This window comes from Cupriavidus sp. KB_39 (assembly GCF_052114485.1).
Classification (GTDB): Bacteria; Pseudomonadota; Gammaproteobacteria; order Burkholderiales; family Burkholderiaceae; genus Cupriavidus.
This window is the reverse complement of sequence record NZ_JBFREV010000020.1, coordinates 59101-79316: the sequence shown is the minus strand read 5'-3', so window position 1 is coordinate 79316 and position 20216 is coordinate 59101. Positions and strand designations below refer to the sequence as shown.

23 protein-coding genes and 1 other RNA gene are annotated in these 20216 nt (G+C 66.3%); 11 read left to right on the top strand and 13 right to left on the bottom strand.

Going from position 1 to position 20216, the window contains the following annotated elements; genetic code table 11:
• Positions 1-3 precede the first annotated feature (3 nt).
• A complete protein-coding gene (locus AB4Z27_RS16375) occupies positions 4-789 on the top strand; it encodes a DUF3025 domain-containing protein (protein WP_441644832.1) in 786 nt (261 codons plus the stop codon).
• Positions 790-813: 24 nt separating this feature from the next.
• Positions 814-1154: RNase P RNA component class A (rnpB, locus tag AB4Z27_RS16370), an RNA gene on the top strand.
• 22 nt (positions 1155-1176) lie between these two features.
• Here the strand turns inward: rnpB and AB4Z27_RS16365 are convergent.
• Entirely contained in the window at positions 1177-1599 is a 423-nt protein-coding gene (locus AB4Z27_RS16365) for an OsmC family protein (RefSeq protein WP_092291881.1), read from the bottom strand.
• 701 nt (positions 1600-2300) lie between these two features.
• Between AB4Z27_RS16365 and rplM the strand changes: the two genes are divergently transcribed.
• The 5 genes from rplM to erpA all read left to right on the top strand — a co-directional run bounded on the left by rplM (position 2301) and on the right by erpA (position 5090).
• A complete protein-coding gene (gene rplM, locus AB4Z27_RS16360) occupies positions 2301-2729 on the top strand; it encodes a 50S ribosomal protein L13 (RefSeq protein ID WP_092291883.1) in 429 nt (142 codons plus the stop codon).
• Between the two features lie 12 nt (positions 2730-2741).
• A complete protein-coding gene (gene rpsI, locus AB4Z27_RS16355) occupies positions 2742-3134 on the top strand; it encodes a 30S ribosomal protein S9 (RefSeq protein ID WP_092291885.1) in 393 nt (130 codons plus the stop codon).
• A 202-nt stretch (positions 3135-3336) separates the two neighbouring features.
• Positions 3337-4092: a DUF6776 family protein gene (locus tag AB4Z27_RS16350; protein WP_092291887.1), complete on the top strand. Its 756-nt coding sequence runs from the start codon at positions 3337-3339 to the stop codon at positions 4090-4092.
• Positions 4093-4114: 22 nt separating this feature from the next.
• Positions 4115-4609, top strand: coding sequence for a bactofilin family protein (locus AB4Z27_RS16345; protein WP_092291889.1), 495 nt, complete (start codon positions 4115-4117; stop codon positions 4607-4609).
• Between the two features lie 112 nt (positions 4610-4721).
• A complete protein-coding gene (gene erpA, locus AB4Z27_RS16340; protein WP_092291891.1) occupies positions 4722-5090 on the top strand; it encodes an iron-sulfur cluster insertion protein ErpA in 369 nt (122 codons plus the stop codon).
• A gap of 80 nt (positions 5091-5170) precedes the next feature.
• On the opposite strand, the gene AB4Z27_RS16335 is transcribed toward erpA, so the two are convergent.
• Positions 5171-6313: an anhydro-N-acetylmuramic acid kinase gene (locus tag AB4Z27_RS16335; RefSeq protein ID WP_441644831.1), complete on the bottom strand. Its 1143-nt coding sequence runs from the start codon at positions 6311-6313 to the stop codon at positions 5171-5173.
• Between the two features lie 2 nt (positions 6314-6315).
• On the bottom strand, positions 6316-7710 hold the full coding sequence (locus tag AB4Z27_RS16330; protein WP_092291895.1) for a M23 family metallopeptidase: 1395 nt from the start codon (positions 7708-7710) through the stop codon (positions 6316-6318).
• Positions 7711-7925: 215 nt separating this feature from the next.
• Between AB4Z27_RS16330 and tyrS the strand changes: the two genes are divergently transcribed.
• From tyrS to AB4Z27_RS16310, 4 genes are read left to right on the top strand one after another with little or no spacing between them, the layout of a single operon-like run.
• Positions 7926-9167, top strand: a complete 1242-nt coding sequence (gene tyrS, locus AB4Z27_RS16325) for a tyrosine--tRNA ligase (RefSeq protein WP_092291897.1) — start codon at positions 7926-7928, stop codon at positions 9165-9167.
• Positions 9168-9173: 6 nt separating this feature from the next.
• Positions 9174-9644 (top strand): D-aminoacyl-tRNA deacylase, encoded by a 471-nt coding sequence (gene dtd, locus AB4Z27_RS16320; protein WP_092291899.1) that lies wholly within the window; start codon positions 9174-9176, stop codon positions 9642-9644.
• Positions 9645-9663: 19 nt separating this feature from the next.
• Positions 9664-10311 carry a YbhB/YbcL family Raf kinase inhibitor-like protein gene (locus AB4Z27_RS16315; RefSeq protein ID WP_092291901.1) on the top strand — a complete coding sequence of 216 codons (648 nt, stop codon included), beginning with the start codon at positions 9664-9666 and terminating at the stop codon, positions 10309-10311.
• Positions 10312-10367: 56 nt separating this feature from the next.
• Positions 10368-11042 carry a histidine phosphatase family protein gene (locus AB4Z27_RS16310; protein WP_092291903.1) on the top strand — a complete coding sequence of 225 codons (675 nt, stop codon included), beginning with the start codon at positions 10368-10370 and terminating at the stop codon, positions 11040-11042.
• 30 nt (positions 11043-11072) lie between these two features.
• On the opposite strand, the gene AB4Z27_RS16305 is transcribed toward AB4Z27_RS16310, so the two are convergent.
• From AB4Z27_RS16305 to dusB, 10 genes are all read right to left on the bottom strand, one after another.
• Positions 11073-11735 carry a queuosine precursor transporter gene (locus AB4Z27_RS16305; protein ID WP_255370731.1) on the bottom strand — a complete coding sequence of 221 codons (663 nt, stop codon included), beginning with the start codon at positions 11733-11735 and terminating at the stop codon, positions 11073-11075.
• Between the two features lie 250 nt (positions 11736-11985).
• Positions 11986-12570, bottom strand: a complete 585-nt coding sequence (locus AB4Z27_RS16300) for a BPSL1445 family SYLF domain-containing lipoprotein (RefSeq protein WP_092291905.1) — start codon at positions 12568-12570, stop codon at positions 11986-11988.
• 62 nt (positions 12571-12632) lie between these two features.
• On the bottom strand, positions 12633-13214 hold the full coding sequence (locus AB4Z27_RS16295; protein ID WP_092291907.1) for a hypothetical protein: 582 nt from the start codon (positions 13212-13214) through the stop codon (positions 12633-12635).
• Positions 13215-13484: 270 nt separating this feature from the next.
• Positions 13485-14555, bottom strand: coding sequence for a Holliday junction branch migration DNA helicase RuvB (gene ruvB, locus AB4Z27_RS16290; RefSeq protein WP_092292147.1), 1071 nt, complete (start codon positions 14553-14555; stop codon positions 13485-13487).
• Between the two features lie 60 nt (positions 14556-14615).
• Complete coding sequence (ruvA, locus tag AB4Z27_RS16285) at positions 14616-15197, bottom strand: Holliday junction branch migration protein RuvA (protein ID WP_092291909.1); 582 nt, start codon at positions 15195-15197, stop codon at positions 14616-14618.
• A gap of 77 nt (positions 15198-15274) precedes the next feature.
• Positions 15275-16444, bottom strand: coding sequence for a glycerophosphodiester phosphodiesterase (locus AB4Z27_RS16280; RefSeq protein ID WP_441644830.1), 1170 nt, complete (start codon positions 16442-16444; stop codon positions 15275-15277).
• A gap of 75 nt (positions 16445-16519) precedes the next feature.
• On the bottom strand, positions 16520-17065 hold the full coding sequence (gene ruvC / locus AB4Z27_RS16275) for a crossover junction endodeoxyribonuclease RuvC (protein WP_092291913.1): 546 nt from the start codon (positions 17063-17065) through the stop codon (positions 16520-16522).
• A gap of 108 nt (positions 17066-17173) precedes the next feature.
• Positions 17174-18748 carry a bifunctional phosphoribosylaminoimidazolecarboxamide formyltransferase/IMP cyclohydrolase gene (purH, locus tag AB4Z27_RS16270; protein WP_092291915.1) on the bottom strand — a complete coding sequence of 525 codons (1575 nt, stop codon included), beginning with the start codon at positions 18746-18748 and terminating at the stop codon, positions 17174-17176.
• A gap of 16 nt (positions 18749-18764) precedes the next feature.
• Positions 18765-18998 carry a Fis family transcriptional regulator gene (locus AB4Z27_RS16265; protein ID WP_092291917.1) on the bottom strand — a complete coding sequence of 78 codons (234 nt, stop codon included), beginning with the start codon at positions 18996-18998 and terminating at the stop codon, positions 18765-18767.
• Positions 18995-20071 (bottom strand): tRNA dihydrouridine synthase DusB, encoded by a 1077-nt coding sequence (gene dusB, locus AB4Z27_RS16260; RefSeq protein ID WP_092291919.1) that lies wholly within the window; start codon positions 20069-20071, stop codon positions 18995-18997. Before dusB ends, AB4Z27_RS16265 begins: the two co-directional genes overlap by 4 nt.
• Positions 20072-20216: the final 145 nt, after the last annotated feature.

Sequence of the window (20216 nt, the reverse complement as noted above, 5' to 3'; positions counted from 1 at the left end):
GACTTGCCTGGCATCGACTGGACGCGGCCGTGGTTCCGGCCATTCGCCGCGTCCGGGGTCGCGCTCTCCGCCGCCGCGCTTTCCGCCGCCGATCTGCGCGCGGCGCTCRACGAACAAGCYGYMGCCGCCGGGCTGGCGAACGCCAACGACCAGCCACTGYGCTTCGTCCCCCAGTCTGACCTCCCCGATGGGGTGGCCTATGAGGCGCATATCCACGCCACCGGCCACGTTCCCACGCGCGACAACCTCCACGACGCGTTCAACGCGCTGATCTGGCTCCATTTCCCCGCGACCAAGGCCGTGCTGAACCGGCTCCAGGCCGAGGCCATCGCCCGTGATGGCGTGCTGCCCGTGCGCGGCGGCCTGCGCGATGCCGCGACGCTATTCGACGAAAACGCGGTGATCTTCCTGACCGAGGACACCCGGCTGGCCCAGGCGCTGCAAGGGTTTGCGTGGCACACGCTGTTCGTGGCGGCGCGCGCCGCATGGGGCAGCGCCTGCAMGGTCATCCCGTTCGGCCACGCCTTGCTGGAGAAGCTGGTGCAGCCCTACAAGTCGATCACGGCCCACGCATGGTGGCTGCCGATGCCGCCCGGCACGCCGCGCGCGGTCATCGACCGGAAGCTGGCCGAATCGCTGGCCGAGGCAGCCGGGCAGGGCACGCTGCGCGGCGGCCGCTGCTTCGCGCCGCTGCCGGTGCTGGGCATTCCAGGCTGGTGCGATGAGAACGATGCGCCGTCGTTCTACGACGATACGGCCGTGTTCCGCCCCGGGCGCCAGATCCGCTGAGTTCGGTGGTAGACTGCGGGCCGCAAAGCAGGCCAGACAATCGCTGCTTGTCTCGCAAGGGGCAAGGGGAGGAAAGTCCGGACTCCACAGGGCAGGGTGTTGGCTAACAGCCATCCACGGTAACGTGCGGAATAGGGCCACAGAGACGAGTCTTGCCGCCGGGTTCGCCTGGCGGGAAGGGTGAAACGCGGTAACCTCCACCCGGAGCAATCCCAAATAGGCAGACGATGAGGCGGCCCGCTGAGTCTGCGGGTAGGGAGCTGGAGCCGGCCGGTAACGGTCGGCCTAGAGGAATGGTTGTCACGCGCAGCGCGCCGCAAGGCGGGCCGCGCGCACAGAATCCGGCTTATCGGCCTGCTTTGCTCTCTCTTCCTGACGTCAGGGCGTTCAGCCCTCGACGATTTCCATCGTGTGCGTGATCTCGGCGGTCTTGGCCAGCATGATCGAGGCCGAGCAGTACTTGTCGTGCGACAGCGTGATCGCGCGCTCCACCGTGGTCGGGTTCAGGTTGCGGCCCGTCACSGTGAAGTGGAAGTTGATGCGCGTGAAGACCTTCGGGTCCTCGTTGGCGCGCTCGGCTTCGAGCTTTACCGTGCAGCCGCGCACGTCCTGGCGGCCACGCTTGAGGATCAGCACCACGTCATAGGCCGTGCAGCCGCCGGTGCCGAGCAGCACCATCTCCATGGGACGCGGCGCCAGGTTGTTGCCACCGCCATCGGGCGCGCCGTCCATCGCCACGATATGGCCGCTGCCGGTCTGGGCCACGAAGCTCATGCCTTCCGGGCCCATCCATGTCACTTTGCATTCCATTTTGTTCGTTCCTGGGTTTACGAATGTGTTTTCGCGCTCACGTCCGCGCAATCACGAATCTTGCATTTCGTCAGTATATGGCATCGGCGGATCGTGCCCGAGGCGAGGGATTTCCCTTGGGATTCTGAGGGAATCCTCTATTGTGGCGCCGATGACTCAGCATCACATCGAGGATAAGTCTTTGATTTYTAAGAAAGACAAACATTTGCAAGAGGCTAYTAAAGCATTGCRCAATGTGCAATGCGATTTCGCACTGCAAATTTTCTTGCGTTGCGACGGCCGCTATGTATAATTCAGTTCATTGAACGACGGCGCATCTGGCGCGCCAGAGTGCGAAAGCGAAAGCCCTCCGCACCGCCCGCCGCCCCGTCGATCTACCAGTGTCTCCTCCACCCTCCTCCTTTGGTGGATTCAAACCCAAGTCCAAACCGACTTGGGTTTTTTTTCGTCCACTTTCGTCCACATTTCGCCCCCGGCTTCCATGTGATGCAGGGGGCTTGACGAAAAGCCACGACTTTGCTTGTGCGCCATCGCATTCCCCGAGTATAATCGCAGGCTTTTCCGGTCATTGCCCCCGGAAAAGGAATCAGGGAGAGCCTGCAAACACAAGCAGGAAGGTCAGGTCCCAAGGGCCGGCCGAACGACAGGACGCTAAAACGGCGACCGTCACATCGGGCAGTATTCAATAGTCAGGAAAAATCATGAAGACCTTTTCCGCCAAGCCTCATGAGGTAAAGCGCGACTGGTACGTGATTGACGCGACGGACAAGGTCCTCGGCCGTGTTGCCAGCGAAGTGGCACGCCGACTGCGCGGCAAGCACAAGCCGGAATTCACTCCGCACGTCGACACGGGCGATTACATCGTCATCGTCAACGCAGCCAAGCTGCGTGTCACGGGTACCAAGGAAACGGACAAGAAGTACTATCGCCATTCGGGTTACCCGGGCGGTATCTACGAAACGACGTTCGGCAAGATGCAGCAGCGTTTCCCGGGCCGCGCCCTGGAAAAAGCTGTCAAGGGCATGCTGCCGAAGGGTCCGCTGGGCTATGCAATGATCAAGAAGCTGAAGGTTTACGCCGAAGCCGATCATCCGCATGAGGCACAGCAACCCAAGACGCTCGACATCTAAGGAGGCCAATCCATGATCGGTAACTGGAATTACGGTACTGGCCGCCGCAAGAGCGCTGTGGCTCGTGTCTTCATCAAGTCGGGCAAGGGTGAAATCGTCGTCAACGGCAAGCCCATCAACGAGTACTTCGCTCGCGAAACCTCGCTGATGATCGTGCGTCAGCCGCTGGAACTGACCACCCACGCCGAAACGTTCGACATCAAGGTCAACGTGACCGGCGGTGGCGAAACGGGCCAGGCTGGCGCAGTGCGCCACGGCATCACCCGCGCCCTGATCGACTACGACGCCACGCTGAAGCCGACGCTGTCGAAGGCTGGTTTCGTCACGCGCGATGCACGTGAAGTGGAACGTAAGAAGGTCGGTCTGCACAAGGCACGTCGCCGGAAGCAGTTCTCGAAGCGCTGATGCGCTTTCGCAGGTCCGCTCTGGCGGATCTGTCGAATCCGGAAAAACCGCACGCTCTGTCGTGCGGTTTTTTTTCGTCTGCGTGGTGCAGAAATCACCACTTTTCTGGCGAAGGTGTCTCAGATGTCATACATTGATCGGCACAATGGCGGCTCGGAGATACAATCACGGGCCTGCGAATGAGAGGACGAACGATGGTGTCATGGGCCTGAAGTACCGGCCACTGCGACCGCGCCGGGGATTGCGCGCTTCGCGGGCCGTGATTCGTGTGCATCGGCCGTGGCGTGTGTGGATCTGGGCGCTGGTGCTGGCRATCGGGCTTGGACTCGCCGTGGTCTGGGCCATCGATGCCGGCCATGCCATGCGTCAACCTGCCGCGCCAACGGATACGGCACTCGTGGCGGCCAATGCCGCGTTGCGTGTGCAACTGGCCGAGGTGACCGCCGAGCGCGACCAACTGCTTACCAGCGCGAACACCCCGGAGGCCCGTCTCGAGATGGCCCGCGCCGAGCGCGAGCGTCTGGTGCAGCAACTGAAGTCGGCAGAGGCCGAGGTAAGCCAGCTCAAGGAAGACCTTGGGTTCTTCGAGGCGCTGCTGCCGGCCACCGGCGATACGTCTGGCATCCACGTGCGCAGTTTCCGCGTGGTCATCGACGAAGCACAGCCCCAGGCCGTGCACTATCGCCTGCTCGTGATGCAGGGCGGTTCGAAGGCATTTGTCGAGCAGCCCGAATTCAAAGGTGATCTACAATTCACAATTTCAGCAGTCCGGGCTGGGCAGCCGTTAACCATGACACTGCCGAATCCGAAAGAGGCGCCGTTACCGGCGGTGCGCCTCACGCATTACCAGCGTATCGAGGGCGACCTGGCGATTCCCAAGGGCGCCGAGGTACGTGCCGTATCGGTCCGTATCGTGCAGAACGGACAGGTCCGCGCGGCGCAGTCGGCAACGCCGTAGGACCCGAACAAGGAGAGGGATCATGTTGTTTTCGAAGAAGAAAGGCCTGTCGATCGACACCCTGATCGGCCAGGACGCCACCATCGAGGGCGATGTCACGTTCGCGGGCGGCCTGCGCCTGGATGGCCGCGTGCGCGGCAACGTGCTGGCATCGGACGCGCAGCGCAGCATGCTCGTCATCAGCGAGAAGGGCGCAGTCGAGGGCGAAGTGCGCGTCGGGCACCTGATCCTCAACGGCACTGTGACCGGCCCGGTGAGCGCCAGCGAACTGCTCGAACTGCAGCCCCATGCGCGCGTCTACGGYGAAGTGCACTATGCRGCGCTGGAAATGCACCAGGGCGCCATCGTCGAAGGCCGTCTCGTGCCAATCGGGCAGGGTGAGGTGCGCGCCTTGCCGAACCATGTACCGGCCGCCGAGGTCAATCAAGAGACGCCAGTGGAATCGAATACGTCCGAAACCGAGGCCGAAGAGGTGTCGGCCAAGGCCACACCCGAGAACGCAGGCGCCGCGGCCTGATTGTTTGTCGATGGATGTGACGTGAACGCCTAGAAGCCCTTGAAATTTAATGGGTTCGGCACGATTTCGAAGTAGCGCTTAGAATACGGCGTATCTAAATAGGAGAATCCCCATGAACGCAGTCGCTGAGGCACCCGTAACCGAGGACGTGCCGGCACCGTTCGTCTTTACCGACAGCGCCGCCGACAAGGTCAAGCAGTTGATCGAGGAAGAGGGCAATGCCGAGCTGAAGCTGCGCGTATTCGTGCAGGGCGGCGGCTGCTCTGGCTTCCAGTACGGCTTCACGTTTGACGAAGACGTCAACGAAGACGACACCACGATGGTCAAGAACGGCGTGATGCTGCTGATCGACTCGATGAGCTACCAGTACCTGGTGGGCGCCGAGATCGACTACAAGGAAGACATCAACGGCGCGCAGTTCGTGATCAAGAACCCGAATGCCTCGACCACTTGCGGTTGCGGCTCGTCGTTCTCGGCCTGATCCCGGTTTCGGTCGATAAAAAAGCGCACTTCGGTGCGCTTTTTTGTTGCCTGTCGATTCCTGGCAATCAACGCGCGACCTCAACGCGGATAGATCGCCCCAAGCACGCGCGGGCCGGCCGCGCCGGTAACCGTGGGCACGTTGCCGGGCGCGCGCCGCACGCATTGCCGCGCCAGCCAGGCGAAGGCGAGTGCCTCCACCTCCAGGACCGGTACGCCGAAATCATCGGTCGTCTGCACGGCCACGCCCGGAAGCAGCCGCGCGAGTTCAGCCATCACATAGCCATTGCGGGCGCCGCCGCCGCAGACGATGAGCCGGCGCGCATCGGCGGCATGCGTCTGCACGTCGCGCGCGATGGCGGTGGCCGTCAGCGTCGCCAGCGTGGCCTGCACGTCGGCGGCGGGCGGCTGCCGGTCGCCGCGCGTGGCCAGCAGCGCCTGCAGCCAGCCCGGGTGGAACAGATCGCGCCCGGTGCTCTTGGGCGGCGGCGCGCTGAAATAGGGCTCGGTCAGGCACTGCGCCAGCAGCGCCGCATCCACCGTGCCGCTCGCGGCCCAGGCGCCATTGTCGTCGTAGGGCAGGCCGCGATGGCGGTGRATCCAGTCGTCGAGCAGCGCGTTGCCGGGGCCGCAGTCGAACCCGGTGACCGGGCGACCGCTGGCCGTTTCCGGCAGGATGCTGATATTGGAGATGCCGCCGATGTTGCAGACCACGCGGGTCTCGTCCGGCGCGCCGAACAGCGCCGCGTGCACAGCGGGCACGAGGGGCGCGCCCTGGCCGCCGGCCGCCACGTCGCGGCTGCGGAAGTCGGCGATCACGTCGATGCCGGTCAACTCGGCCAGCAGCGCCGGATGCTGACTCTGCCGCGTGTAGCCGGTGCCGTCATAAAGACCGGGGCGATGGCGGATGGTCTGGCCGTGCGCGCCGATGGCCGCGACCGATGCCGGGCGGGCATCGGCGAGCCGCAGCAGCGTCGCCACGCACTCGGCATAGACGCTGGCGAGCGCGTTGGCGGCCAGCGCCTCGCGATGGATCTCATCGTCGCCCGGCTGCTGCAAGGCGCCGAACGCCTCGCGCAACGGCTGGGGAAAGGGGGTGTGCGCCGCCGCCAGCACGACGGGGTGCGCGCCGGAAAAATCGACGAGCACGCCATCCGCGCCATCCATGCTGGTGCCCGACATCAGGCCGATAAATCGCTCGCTGCTTGCCGGGGGCACGGACATGGTCAGTTGCTGGCGGTCAGGACGTTGTAGGTGCGCAGCATGTTGATGCGGCTCAACATCGCGCTGGTATAGGTCAGGAACTGCGTGCGCGACTTGCCGGTCAGCGCCGGCGCTTCCATCAGGGTGATGGTGAGCGGGTTCTGCGGCACGTCGTTGAAGCGGAATTCGTAGTGCAGGTGCGGCCCGGTGGCCCAGCCGGTGGCGCCGACATAGCCGATCACCTGGCCCTGGCTCACGTGCTGGCCCTGGCGCAGCCCGGCAAAGCCGGACAGGTGGGCGTAGTACGTCGAGTACCCGCCCGCGTGCTGGAGCACCACGATGTTGCCGTAGCCGTTCTGCTGGCCGACGAAGTCCACCGTGGCATCGCCGGTGGCGATGACCTTGGTGCCCTGCGGCGCGGCGAAGTCCACACCCTTGTGCTGCGCCCACTGGTGGTGGAGCGGATGGTCACGCCCGCCGAAGCCCGACGATACGCGCGAGAACTCCACCGGCGAACGCAGGAACGGCCGCTTCATGGTGCGACCGTCGAACGTGTAGTAGGCGCCGGCTTCACCTTCTTCCGGGGCGTACCAGAGCGCCTGATGCAATGTGTTGCGATTGATCAGCTCCACGGCCACCACGCGGCCGTTGCGCACGAAGGCGCCGTCGCGGAAACCGGCCTCGTAGACGATGCGGAAGCGGTCGCCCTTGGCGATGTCGTGGTGGAAGTCGATCACGCCCGAGAAGATCGAGATCATCTTCTGGACGATGTCGTCCGGCACGTTGGCGCTGTCCATCGACTTGAAGAAGCCGCCGGCCTCGATCCCGCCGGAAGCCATCTCGTAGTGCACGTCGTTGTCCACGGACTGGACGCGCGCCTTGTAGGTGTAGTCGCCGCCCTCGGCCTTCGGCGCCACGCGCTCGATCACGAGTTCGCGCGAGGCGGCGGCGTCGCCGCCCAGGTTGGCCTGGAGCGACACCAGCAGGTTGTGGTCGTCGATCTCGGCCTGCACGGCCTGGCCGGCGTCGAGGTTGAGCAGCCCACGCGCGGTGGCGTTCTTGAGGATGAACGCCTGGGCGTCGGGATCCTCCACGCCCAGCCGGCGCAGCAGCGTGGCCAGGGTGTCGCTGCGCTGCATGCGGTCCTCGCGCACATAGCGGCTTTCGGGATCGCTCTCGGTGAGCTGTTCGAGCTGGGTGCGCAGGTCGGGCAGGCGAATGGCCTCCTGCACCTTCGGCGCCTGGGGGTCGTCATAGGCATTGCGCGGGGCGACGCCCATCGCGGCAGCCATGCCGAGCGTGAAAACGGTGCCGACAGCAACGGTGAGTTGCTTCCGGCGCCGGGCATGCTGGGGGTTGGTCGGGTCGACAAGCACCACCAGCTCGCGCGCGAAAACTTCGCGGAGACTGGACCACATCACGTAAAATTCAACCTTGATTCCGGGCTCCGCTGCCGCGACGATGTGTCTTCGTCTGCCTTCCTCCCCCGAGGTTGCGGCGCGGGCCAATGTTTGTCAGCCGCCTACAATGGCGGTTGCCGCCGGGCTGCCCCGGCAGACGCAAAGCGCGAATTATACCAGAACGACACCGGCTGTCCGTCGGCGATTCCTTAATTATTTCAACGACTTATCTCATGTCTGAAGTGACCCCGGCCGCCGCGGCCAAATATCCACTTACGCCGTCGGTGATGCAGGCCCTGGAGATCACCAAGCGTGGCTGCGACGAGCTGTTGATCGAAGCCGAGTGGCTCCAGAAGCTCGCCCGCAGCGAGGCCACCGGGGTGCCACTCCGCATCAAGCTGGGCCTGGACCCCACCGCGCCGGACATCCACCTGGGTCACACCGTGGTGCTGAACAAGCTGCGCCAGCTCCAGGACCTTGGCCACCAGGTGATCTTCCTGATCGGCGATTTCACCTCCACGATCGGCGATCCGTCCGGCCGCAATGCCACCCGGCCGCCGCTTACCCGGGAGCAGATCGAGGCCAACGCCCAGACCTACTACCGCCAGGCCAGCCTGGTGCTCGACCCCGCCCGGACCGAAATCCGCTACAACAGCGAGTGGAGCGACCCGCTCGGCGCGCGCGGCATGATCCAGCTGGCAGCCAAGTACACCGTCGCCCGGATGATGGAGCGCGACGACTTCACCAAACGGTTCCGGTCTGGGATTCCRATTTCGGTCCATGAGTTCCTTTATCCGCTCATGCAGGGCTACGATTCCGTGGCGCTCAAGGCCGATATCGAGCTGGGCGGCACCGACCAGAAGTTCAACCTGCTGGTGGGCCGTGAGCTGCAGAAGGAATACGGCCAGGAGCCGCAGTGCATCCTGACCATGCCGCTGCTGGTGGGGCTGGACGGCGTCGAGAAGATGTCGAAGTCGAAAAACAACTACATCGGCGTGGCCGAGGCCCCGAACGACATGTTCGGCAAGCTGATGAGCATCTCGGACGACCTGATGTGGCAGTACTTCACGCTGCTGTCGTTCCGGCCGATGAGCGAGATCGACCTGATGAAGCARGAGATCGCGCTGGGCCGCAACCCGCGCGAATGCAAGGTGGCGCTGGCGCAGGAGATCGTCACGCGCTTCCACAGCGCGGCCGATGCCGAGAAGGCGCTCGAGGACTTCAACCACCGCGCGCGCGGCGGCGTGCCGGACGACATCCCGGCGGTGACGCTGGAAGGCGCGCCGCTGGGCATCGCCCAACTGCTGAAGCAGGCCAACCTGGTGCCGTCCACCTCGGAAGCCAACCGCAATATCGAGCAGGGCGGCGTCAAGATCGACGGCTCCGTGGTCGGCGACAAGTCCACAAAGGTGGCCGCCGGCACCTATGTGGTCCAGGTGGGCAAGCGCCGCTTCGCGCGCGTGACCCTGGTGTAAGGCGCGATGATCGCCCTGATCCAGCGCGTGGCGCAGGCCCGCGTGACCGTGGCGGGCCGCACCACCGGCGAGATCGGCGCCGGGCTGCTGGCGCTGGTCTGCGCCGAGCGCGGCGACACCGAGGCCCAGGCCGAGCGCCTGCTGGCCAAGCTGCTCGCCTACCGCGTGTTTTCAGACGCCGAGGGGAAGATGAACCTGCCGGTGCAGAACATGGACGGGCAGGGCAAGGCGGGCGGGCTGCTGGTGGTGTCGCAGTTCACGCTTGCCGCCGATACCAACAGCGGCACGCGGCCGAGCTTYACGCCGGCGGCGTCGCCCGAGGATGGTMGGCGATTGTATGAACATTTCGTGGCCCGCGCGCGCGCCGCGCATTCGTCGGTGGAAACCGGCGAGTTTGGCGCGATGATGCAGGTCAGCCTCGTCAATGACGGCCCCGTGACGTTCTGGCTGCGCGTGCCGCCGGCCGGCACGGCGTGACACATCCAAGGAGATCCTCATGAAACTCTGGAGCAAGGCATTTGCCGACAACGCGCCCATTCCGGGCGAGTTTGCGTTCTGCGTGCCCGATGCCGCCAATCATGTGGCGCTGTCGAGCAATCGCAATCCGGACCTGCATTGGGACGGTTTCCCCGCCGAGACGCGTTCGTTCGTGCTGGTCGCCCATGATCCCGATGTGCCGAGCGTGGGYGACGACGTGAACCAGGCCGACCGCGAAGTGCCGGCCACGCTGCCGCGCGCGGACTTCTTCCACTGGGTGCTGGTGGACATACCGCCGGGCCTGAACACGATCTCGGCCGGCACGCACAGCGACGGCGTGATCGCGCGCGGCAAGCCGGGCCCGGACACGCTGGTCGGCACGGCCGTGGCCGGCGGCCTGCGCCACGGCACCAACGACTACACGGCGTGGTTTTCCGGAGACGAGGACATGAAGGGCCACTACTTCGGCTACGACGGTCCCTGCCCGCCCTGGAACGACGCGCTGGTGCACCGCTACGTGTTCACGGTCTACGCGCTCGATATCGAACGCCTGCCCGTGGAAGGCCATTTCACTGGCGCCGATGTGCGCCAGGCCATCCAGGGCCACGTGCTGGCCGAAGCCTCGCTCACCGGCACCTACACGCTCAATCCGAAACTGATCCGGTAATCATCCGCACGCCGGGCGCAGACCCGGCGCGCAACCGTCGCCCCCAAGGAACCGGCATGTCGCAAAGCTCCGGGCCGCAGTCGCTGGCCTACACCCACCTGATCGTGATCCGTCATGGCGAGACGGCCTGGAACCGCGCGCGGCGCCTGCAGGGCCAGCTCGATATCCCGCTGAACGAGGTGGGCCGCGCCCAGGCGGCCGCGCTGGCCGAGGCGCTGGCCGGCGAGCCGATCGACGCCATCTATTCGAGCGACCTGGGCCGCGCCATGGAAACCGCCATGCCGCTGGCCGAGACGCTGGGTCTGCAAGTGCGGCCCGACGCCCGCCTGCGCGAGCGCTGCTACGGCGACCTGGAAGGCATGACCTATGCCGAAGTGGCCGAGCAGCGCCCCGAGGACTTCGCGCGCTGGCAGGCCCGCGTGCCGGACTACGCGCCGCCCGAGGGCGAGTCGCTGCTGGAGTTCCACGAGCGCGCGGTCGAGGCCGCGCTGGCGCTGTCGCGCCGGCATCCGGGCGAGCGCATCGCGCTGGTGGCGCACGGCGGYGTGCTCGACTGCCTGTATCGCGAGGCCACCGGCATGACGCTCGAGGCGCCGCGCCAGCACGAACTGCTGAACGCCAGCGTCAACCGCCTGCGCAGCGACAGCGCGCACCTGACCCTGCTGCAATGGGGCGATGTGAGCCACCTGGAGGCGCTGGCGCTCGACGAAGTCGACAAGCGCGTGCCCTAGCCGCGCGTCCGGGGGCCCACCCCGGAAGGCTCAGACCTTGAGCCGGAACGGCGTGAAGTTGGTGTGCCGGTCGAACCAGTCCTCGTTCTCGGCCCGCTTCAGGAAGCCCACCACCTTGTAGGTGACCGGCGTCATGACCACTTCCCAGGCCGTCTTCAACACGTACTGGGCCACGGCCACCTGGATGACCTTCTCCAGCGGCCAGATGCCATAGAAGGCAATCACGTAGAACAGCGAGGAATCGACCAGTTCCCCGGCCAGCGTGGAGCCGATGGTGCGCGTCCACAGCCAGCGCCCGCCGCTCCACAGCTTCATCTTCGCCAGCACGTAGCTGTTGGTGAAGCTGCCGCAGCAGAACGCGATCAGCGACCCCAGCGCGATCCGCCACGTGTTGCCGAACACATCCTCCAGGCTCTTCTGGTAGTCCGCCATGAACGGCGCCACCGGCATCTTCAGCACCACCAGGCTCATGAACGTGGCGAAGGCCAGCGCGGTGAAGCCGGCCCAGACCACGCGGCGGTCGCGGCCATAGCCGTAGACCTCGGTCAGCACGTCGCCAAAAATGTACGAAATCGGGAAGAACAGCACGCCGGCGCCGAAGGTGACCGGGCCGATCACGGGTAGCGTGACCTGCGCCGCCTTGGCCGCGCCGATCAGGTTGGAGCAGAGCAGTACCGTGACGAAGGCCACCATGACCAAGTCGTAGTAGCGGTAGACGCGACCAGTGTGCGCGGCATCGACGGCAGGGAGGGGCGTGGCGTGAGACTCGGGCGAGGACAGGGGCGGGGGCATGGGCGGGAGCGCTTCCGGTGCGGGGGTTCGCGCGATTATGCCAGCGCGGCGCCACACGTGTCGGCAAGCCGGGCCCGCCGGGCCCGCAAAAGAAAACTCCCGGCCGGAGCCGGGAGCCAACACACCCTGGAGGATGGGAAAACCAGGTCGATCAGAGCGACAGCTTGCTGATCTTGGAGCCGTCGATCGAGGCATCGAACATCAGCCCCGCGTTGGTCTGCACGAAGCCGATCACCGGCTGCTGGCCCGTGACGGTATCCAGCTTGCCGTTCGCGCCGATCTTGGCCAGCGCCACGCTGCCGTCCACGCCGGCCGTCCAGCCGCTGGACTGCACGAACTTGTTGTAGGCCTCGGGCGTCATGAACATCAAGATCACCGCTTTCGACTGGCCGCCGGCGGTGAAGCCGAACGAGGCCGAGATCGTGCGGTAGTAGCCCACCGTGGCGCCCTTCGAGCGCAGCGCGCCGTCGCCGTACTCGCCGGCCACGACCAGCCCGCCGCCGATCACGCGCGGGAACACCAGAATGCCCTGGGAACGGTTAGCCAGCTCGCGCGAGCCGTCCACCGAGGCGTAGAGCCGGTTCAGCGCGCCGTCCACGCCGGCGTCGATTTCCTGTTTCTTGGCGGCGGCGTCCTCGGGCGTCTTGGGACCCGTGGTGGTGCAGCCCGCGGCAAAGGCCGTGGCCACGAGCAGGCCCGATCCGGTCACCCGCGTCACGAAATGGCGTCGATTCATATGCAACCTCCTGATGGGGAAAAGTACTGCATTCGACTCTTTCCGGTGGTTCGGACCGGACTTCAGCCGGCGTTAGGCGACTTCACGGTGATGGCGACCACCTCACGCACGACGATCTTCGCCATCTGGCCCTGCTTGATCTTGGTGAGGTCGATGTTCGGGTCACGGACCTTGACCGTGCGCAGCGTCTCGCGCGGGCCACGGAAGGTCACGGTGCGATTGGCGGTATCGATCTTGGTGATCTGCGCCGTGATGGTGGTGGTGATCTCGCGCATCACGCCGGGCTTGCCGCCCTCGGCCGCGCGCGAGGTGCGCTCCACCTGCTCCACCAGCGGGGTGTCCTTGCTGTCGAGCGGCTCCAGCGCCGCCACCACGGCCGCCGCGCGCGTCAGCGTGACGATGTCACCCTTGCGCACGTTGCCGATATTCTTGGCCTCGTCSCCGCCCACGATCTCGACGATATTGCCCTTCGGCCCCTGCACGAGCACGGCCTTCGAGTTGACATCGACATCGACGACCTTGCCGCTGATAACGGCTTCCTCGGCGATGCCGACCGGCGCAGGCGTCTTCTGCGCATGCACGGCGCCAGCGGCCAGGAGCAGGCTGGCAAGCAAGGCAAGGGTCGGGATGGGTCGCTGGATCATGGCTCTGAGTCCTTTCTGGCGCAATGGGCGCTGTAAGTGGAAACTGATGGAGCCATTGTGGACAACCGGCCATAAGCGGGCAATCCACTTCGAAAAAATTTGGAGCGGTGCGCGAAAACGTTTAACTGGCGGGGGCGGGCTGCAATGCGCGGTCGTTGCGCACTGCAGCAGGCCGGATTCGGCYGATTTTGTCTGGGGAGAGGCTTAGGGGACGCTCAGCGGACGCTTAGGGGACGCTTAGGGGACGCTTAGGGGACGCTTAGGGGACGCTCAGGGCGTCTCAAGCAGATCGCTGCCGGAGTCGTCCTGCGGCGTGGCGAGCCCGAAATGCCGGTACGCCGCCGCCGTCGCCACCCGGCCGCGCGGTGTGCGCTGCAGGTAACCCTGCTGGATCAGGTAGGGCTCCAGCACGTCCTCGATGGTGTCGCGCTCCTCGCCGATGGCCGCCGCCAGGTTGTCCACGCCCACCGGGCCGCCGCCGAACTTGTGCAGCACGGCTTCCAGCAGCTTGCGGTCCATCAGGTCGAAGCCGACGCGGTCCACGTCGAGCATCGCCAGCGCGGCATCGGCCGTCTCGCGGCTGATCGTGCCGTCGCCCTTCACCTCGGCGTAATCGCGCACGCGGCGCAGCAGCCGGTTGGCGATACGGGGCGTGCCGCGCGCCCGGCGGGCTATCTCGAGCGCACCCAGGGGCTCGATCACCGCGTTGAGCAACTGGGCCGAGCGCGTGACGATGCGCGCCAGTTCCTCGGCCGTATAGAACTCCAGCCGCGCCACGATGCCGAAGCGGTCGCGCAGCGGGTTGGTCAGCATGCCGGCGCGCGTGGTGGCGCCCACCAGCGTGAACGGCTGCAGGTCCAGCTTGACCGAGCGGGCCGCCGGGCCTTCGCCGATCATGATGTCGATCTGGTAGTCCTCGAGCGCCGGGTACAGGATTTCCTCGACGACCGGCGAGAGCCGGTGGATTTCGTCGATGAACAGCACGTCGTTGGCTTCGAGGTTGGTCAGCAGYGCGGCCAGGTCGCCCGGGCGCTCGAGCACCGGCCCGGAGGTCTGGCGCAGGCTCACGCCCATTTCGCGCGCGATGATGTGGGCCAGCGTGGTCTTGCCGAGGCCCGGCGGGCCGAACAGCAGCACGTGGTCCAGCGCYTCGCGGCGGTTGCGGGCCGCGTGCATGAAGATGTCGAGCTGGCCACGGATCTTTTCCTGGCCGACGTACTCGTCCAGCAGCTTGGGCCGCAGGGCGCGCTCGAAGGCCTCCTCGCGGGCGGAGGCGGGGGTGGCCGAGATAACCCGTTCGGGCTGGCGCTCGGCGCCGGTGAGCTTGTCGGTTTCGATCATGGCGGTGGAATGCGGGACAGCCGTCATTCTACGCCGGCTGCCTCTCGCGCTAGCCCTTCGCTAGCCCTTCGAGAGCGACTTCAGCGCCAGCTTGATGCCGTCGGACACACCCGTGCCGGCCGGCACCTGCTTGATGGCCAGCGCGGCCTCTTTCTCGGAGTAGCCCAGCGCCAGCAGGGCGTTGAGCACGTCCACGGCGCTGTCGGCGACGGGCGTGGCGCCCGGCGCGTGGCCCAGTTCGGCCCCCAGCTTGCCCTTGAGTTCCAGCAGCAGCCGCTCGGCGGTTTTCTTGCCGATGCCTGGAATCCGCGTCAGCCGGCCTGCCTCCTGCAGTGTGACGACCTGCGCCAGTTCGCTCACGGACAGCCCCGACAGCACGGCCAGCGCCATGCGTGCGCCGATGCCGGTGATCTTGATCAACTCGCGGAACGTGTTGCGCTCGGACGCCGAGCCGAAGCCGTAGAGCAGGTTGGCATCCTCGCGCACGATCTGCTGCGTCAGCAGCGTCACCGGCTGGCCCACGGCGGGCAGGTTGTAGAACGTGCTCATCGGCACGTCGATCTCATAGCCCACGCCGTGGCAGTCGACCAACAGGTGCGGGGGATTCTTCTCAAGCAGGGTGCCGGCAATGCGACCGATCATGGTGGGCAGGGTGGGGTGACGAAATTGCCGGCAAGTGTAGCGCGTGCGGGTGGCGCGCTGGCGGTTATCGCTGCGGGTTATCGCTCCGGTGCGCTGTCCACGGCGCGGCGGCCCAGCGCCGGGTCGTCGGTGAAGACGCCATCCACGCCGGCGGCCAGGAAGGCCTGGATTTCGCGCACCAGGCCGTTGGGGCTGCGCGTGGCGTCATCGCCGGCCACCCGGAACGGCTTCGGCAGGAAGCTGTTCTCGGGCCGGAACGTGTACGGGTGGACCGTCAGCCCGGCCGCGTGGGCGTTGGCCACCAGCGCCGTGGGGGCGGCCAGCCCGCCCTGGGCGTCGCGTGGCACCACGTTGCTCTTCTCGGGGCCGATGCCGTTGGCGTAGGTCGCCACTTCGCGCAGGCCCAGTGGCGTGAGCATCTCGGCGTAGTTGCGCGTGTCGCCGGCCAGGCGCCAGTCGGCGGGGCGGCTGGACGGGCTGCCAATCAGCTGTACGATCTTCACGTTCGGCATCGAGGTGCCCAGCAGCCGCTTCATCGTGCGCAACGGGCCCACTTCGAACGACTGGACGAAGACCGGCGCGCTGCGGGCGTAGGCGTTGGCCTGCAGCGCGGCGGCGACTTTCTCCTCGAGCGGCAGGCCGATACCCCGGAAGTAGCTCGGGTGCTTCAGCTCGGGGTAGATCCCCACCGGGCGGCCGCGCTTGATGGCCGCCTGCGAGGCCAGCCGCAGGATTTCGTCGAAAGTGGGAATCTCGAACTGGTCGTTCAGCTTGGCGTTGAGCGGGCGCAGCTTGGGAATGCGCTCGCGGGCGCGCAGCGTCTTCAGCTCGGCCAGCGTGAAGTCCTCGGTGAACCAGCCGGTCAGGCGTTCCCCGTCGATGACCTTGATGCGCTTGCGGTCGGCAAACTCCGCCACTTCGGCCACATTGGTGGTGCCGGTGATGTCGTTCTCGTGGCGGGCGACCAGCACGCCGTCGCGGGTCATGACGAGGTCCGGCTCGATCACGTCGGCGCCGTCCTCGATGGCCTTGGCGTAGGACGCCAGCGTGTGCTCCGGGCGCAGCGCGCTGGCGCCGCGATGGGCGATGACCAGCGCTTTCGGGGCCGGCGGGGCGGCCGGGGCGGGCGCCGGGACCGCCGCGGTGGAGGCCGCCGCCTTGTCCTTATGTGCGTGGTGCGGCGTGGCGCAGCCCGCAATCAGGGTGGCAGTGGCAAAGGCAAGGGTCAGGCGGGGAAGGAAGGACATCGCGCGGCGTTCATGGGATGGGGCGGAACGCCGATTGTACGAGCAGAGGCCGGAGTTGGCCTGTCCGGCGCCGGACTACCCGACCAGGCGCCCGCGCCGCACGCGCAGCCCCTTGCGGGCCAGGTCGGGCGCCATGCCGGCCAGCGTGCCGAGGGTATCGCCGCCGTTGGCATGGCAGATGGCCACGCCGAGCGCATCGGCCGCATCGGAACTCGGCCGGCCGGACAGCGCCAGCAGCCGCATCACCATCTCCTGCACCTGTTCCTTGTTGGCCCGGCCATAGCCGACCACGGCCACCTTCAACTGGAGCGCGGTGTACTCGAACACGGGCAGGCCATGGCCGACAAGGCCGCAGATGGCGGCCCCGCGCGCCTGGCCGAGCATCAGCGTGGACTGCGGATTGACGTTGACGAAGACCTTCTCGATGGCCGCGCAGTCGGGCGCATAGGTGCGGGCGACTTCGGAGATGCCGTCGTAAAGGGTCTTGAGCCGCTCCGGGAGGCTGGAATTCCCGTCGCTCTTGATGGTGCCGGAGGCCACGTAGGCCAGCTTGTTGCCGTGTTTTTCCAACACGCCAAAGCCGGTGGTGCGGAGGCCGGGATCGATGCCGAGGATGCGCATGGTGTTGTTTGGGCTTCGTTCGTCGTGGTGCTTTGCTAGACCACCCCTCTCCCCGACCCTCTCCCACTGAGGGGAGAGGGCCGGCGCCTCAGTATGCGCCGCCGCGTCTCAATGCCGGAAGTGGCGCGTGCCGGTCAGCACCATGGCGATGTTGCGCTCGTCGGCGGCGGCGATCACCTCGTCGTCGCGCATCGAGCCGCCCGGCTGGATCACGCAGGTTGCGCCTGCATCCACCACCACGTCCAGGCCGTCACGGAACGGGAAGAAGGCGTCGCTGGCCACGGCGGAGCCCGCCAGGGTCAGGCCGGCGTTCTGCGCCTTGATGCTGGCGATGCGGGCGGAATCCACGCGGCTCATCTGGCCCGCGCCCACGCCCAGCGTCATGCCGCCGCCGCAGAACACGATGGCGTTCGACTTCACGAACTTGGCCACGCGCCAGGCGAACATCAGATCGTCCATTTCCTTCGGGGTGGGATGGCGGCGCGTCACCACGCGCAGCTCGGACGGCTGCACGTTGCGCGCATCGGGRCCCTGCACCAGCAGGCCGCCGCCCACGCGCTTGAGGTCGTATTGGTTCACGCCCTTGCCCAGCGGAATCTCCAGCAGACGCACGTTCTGCTTGGCCGCGAACACGTTGCGGGCCGCCGTGCTGAACGAAGGGGCGATCAGCACTTCCACGAACTGCTTCGCCACGGCCTGCGCGGCGGCTTCGTCCAGTTCCACGTTGAAGGCGATGATGCCGCCGAAGGCCGAGGTCGAGTCGGTCTTGAAGGCYTTGTCGTAGGCTTCCAGCGCGTTCACGCCCACGGCCACGCCGCACGGGTTGGCGTGCTTGATGATCACGCAGGCGGCGCCGTTGGCGGCATCGAACGACTTCACGCACTCCCACGCGGCGTCCGCGTCGGCGATGTTGTTGTACGACAGCTCCTTGCCCTGCAGCTGCACGTAGTTGGCCAGCGCGCCGTCCACGGCCTTCAGGTCGCGGTAGAAGGCAGCCGACTGGTGCGGGTTCTCGCCGTAGCGCATCTCCTGCACCTTCTCGAAGGCCAGGTTCAGCGTCTTCGGATAGGCGCTGCGGGCCTGGTGCGACTTGTCGGCGCCGAGGCTGGTCAGGTAGTTTGTGATCGCGCCGTCATATTGGGCGGTATGCGCGAAGACCTTGGTGGCCAGGCGGAAGTTGGTGTCGTAGCCGACGCTGTTGGCGTTGGCGCGCATTTCGTCCAGCACCACGGCGTAGTCGGCCGGGTCCACGATCACGGTCACGTCGCGGTGGTTCTTGGCCGCCGAGCGCAGCATGGTCGGGCCGCCGATGTCGATGTTCTCGATGGCGTCCGGCAGCGTGCAGTCATCCTTGGCCACGGTCTGCTGGAACGGGTACAGGTTCACCACCAGCAGGTCGATGGTGGGAATCTGGTGCTCGGCCAGCGCGGCCATGTGCTCGGGCAGGTCGCGGCGAGCCAGGATGCCGCCGTGCACCTTGGGGTGCAGCGTCTTCACGCGGCCGTCCAGCATTTCCGGAAAGCCGGTGTAGTCGGCCACCTCCGTCACGGGCAGGCCGGCGTCGGCCAGCAGCTTGGCGGTGCCGCCGGTGGAAAGCAGCACCACGCCGAGCGCGTTCAGGTCGCGCGCGAAATCGACGATGCCGGTCTTGTCGGAAACGGAGAGAAGGGCTTGCTTGATCATGGCTTGGGGGAACGCTTCAAAGTAAACCGTGTTGCTGCAGCTTCTTGCGCAGCGTGTTGCGATTGATGCCGAGATAGGCGGCCGCCAGCGACTGGTTGCGCTCTGCGCGCGCCATCACGGCTTCCAGCAGGGGCCGTTCCACGGCCTCCAGCACCATGTTGTACATATTGGACGGCTCTTCGCCGTCCAGGTCGCGAAAGTAGGTATCCAGGCTGTCCCGGATGCATTGATCGATGGCGTTGCGGCTCATGCGGCAAGCAATTCCTTGTTCTTGTTGTTGTTGTCGGCGTTCTTATCTTGGCCTTCGGCCGTGGCGTCGCCGTCTTCCACATAGACCAGGCGGTCGGAAATCGCCGCCTGCTCGTCGAAGAAGGCGTTCACGGCCTCCAGCTGCGCCGTGGTGGACTCCAGCGTGTTCATCCGATGCCGGAACAGGTTCGCGCCCTTGAGGCCGCGCGTGTACCAGGCAATGTGCTTGCGCGCGGTGCGCACGCCGGTGAACTCGCCGTAAAACGCGTAGTGGTCGGCCAGGTGATGGTTCATGATCGCGCGGATCTCGGCCACCTCGGGCGACGGCAGCATCTCGCCCGTCGCCAGGAAGTGTTCGATCTCGCGGAACAGCCACGGCCGGCCCTGCGCCGCGCGGCCGATCATGATCGCGTCCGCGCCGGTGGCGGCCAGCACCTCGCGCGCCTTCTGCGGCGACGTGATGTCGCCGTTGGCCACCACGGGAATCCGGATCGACTGCTTGACCGCCGCAATCGTCTCGTACTCGGCCTCGCCGTGGTACAGGTCCGCGCGGGTGCGCCCGTGGATCGTCAGCATGCTGATGCCGGCGTCTTCCACCAGGCGCGCCACGCGCAGCGCATTCTTGTGCTCGCGGTCCCAGCCGGTGCGGATCTTCAGCGTCACGGGCACGCGGTCGCCCACGGCACCCACCACGGCCTCGACGATGCGCACCACCAGCGGCTCGTTCTGCAGCAGCGCCGACCCGGCCGCCACGTTGCAGACCTTCTTGGCCGGGCAGCCCATATTGATGTCGATGATCTGCGCGCCCCGGTCCACGTTGTAGCGGGCCGCCTCGGCCATCATCCCCGGCTCGGCRCCGGCAATCTGCACCGAGATCGGCTCCACCTCGCCCGCGTGGTTGGCGCGGCGCATGGTCTTCTCGCTCTTCCAGAGCTGGGCGTTGGACGCCACCATCTCGGACACCGCGTAGCCCGCGCCCAGCTGCTTGCACAGCTGGCGGAACGGCCGGTCCGTCACCCCGGCCATGGGGGCGACGAACAGGTTGTTGCGAAGACGATGCGGACCGATCTGCACGATAGGAATAGCGAATGGAACAGGCGCACGTGACGGTTTTGCGTCACATGGCGCGTTCGGTAAACGGGTACTGGGGGAAGGCGCGAGGGCGGGATTTTACCGCCAAACGGACCGGGTTGCCCAAGAAATGAGCAAATATCATGGA